We start from the raw sequence: 1,258 nt of genomic DNA, 5'->3' as shown, positions 1-1,258 counted from the left end.
GCCTTGCCCGAGGGGAGAGGTTTTTCGCTGCTGGCTGACCTCGGCTGGATCATCCTCGCGACGACAGTCGGGGGTATCCTCCTCATCGGTGCTTTCCTTGCGCACGACGGACGACGGATCGTGCAGGAGAACACGTGGCACCGGCAGGCCACAGTCGACCCTCTTACGGGCTTGAGCAACCGCAGGGCGTTCGACGAGGCGGCACTCCGTTATTTCAGCTACGCCAAGCGTCACCAGCAGCCGCTTTCTGTCCTGGTGGTGGACTGCGACTTCTTCAAAAAGGTCAACGATCGTTACGGTCACGATGCCGGCGACAAGGTTCTCGTGAAGTTGGCCGCCATATTGCGCGAGGGGGTCCGGACGGACGATGTTGTCGCTCGCTTCGGCGGCGAGGAATTTGTCATCCTACTGCCCGGCACGGGACCCGAGGATGCGAAAGGCGTTGGTGAGAAGTTGCGGCGCCTCGTAGAGGAGGCCTCAGTCACCGAGGGCCGGAGCACGATCACGTTCACCGTCAGTATCGGTGTTTCGGGGCACGCCGGAACTCACGAAAGCATGGTAGGGCTGCTCCGTACCGCCGATGCCGCGCTGTACGCCGCCAAGGAGAACGGGCGCAATCGGGTCGAGGTCATGCTGCCGGATATCGTGACGTCCGAATCAGGAAAGCCGCGGGCGGCGAGTAGTGAGGTCGCGTAGTGATGTCGCCTCCGCTCCGCTGAGCTGGATCTGCCGCCATGGACATCACCCGCCGACGCTTCGTCCTCACGTCCATGACCATGCTGGCCGCCCCGAAGCATGCTTGGTCTGGTGAACCGTGTGCCGATTGGGATCTCTGGAAGCGCATGTTCCTGCTTCCCGACGGGCGCGTGGTGGATACCGACAACGGCGGCATCACCCACAGCGAAGGCCAAGCTTACGGCATGATCTTGGCGACTGCTTTCGACGATCAGGCGACCTTCGAGCTCGTCTGGCGCTGGACCCGGCAGACGCTTCGCAGGGAGGATGCCCTGTTCGCCTGGAAATACCTTTCCACGGCCACCAGCGGCGCGGTCGCGGAGTGGAACAATGCGGCCGACGCCGACCTGATGATCGCTTGGGCCCTCCTCAGGGCGGCAGAGCGCTGGGCGAGGCACGACCTAGCGGAGGAAGCAAAGACCGTCGCCAGTGCCATTGCCCGCCTCCTTATCGTCGAGGAGCCTTTCGGCCTGGTGCTGCGGCCCGGGCTCTCCGGCTTTCAGTTTCCTGATCGGCGGATCGC

The 1,258-nt window shown here is 63.7% G+C and carries 2 protein-coding genes; both read left to right on the top strand.

Annotated elements, in window-relative coordinates; all coding sequences use genetic code 11:
* Positions 1 to 696, top strand: a 696-nt coding sequence (locus CRP50_RS24745; protein ID WP_141415265.1) for a GGDEF domain-containing protein, incomplete at its 5' end; no start/stop codon positions are given.
* Positions 697 to 734: 38 nt separating this feature from the next.
* Positions 735 to 1,258: glycosyl hydrolase family 8 (locus CRP50_RS24740; RefSeq protein WP_245913721.1), on the top strand; the 524-nt coding region annotated here is incomplete at its 3' end.

The sequence above is a fragment of the Caenispirillum bisanense genome (genome assembly GCF_900230255.1).
GTDB lineage: Bacteria > Pseudomonadota > Alphaproteobacteria > Rhodospirillales > Rhodospirillaceae > Caenispirillum > Caenispirillum bisanense_A.
Note: the sequence above shows the minus strand (reverse complement) of the source record. Positions and strands in the feature narration are given on the sequence as shown.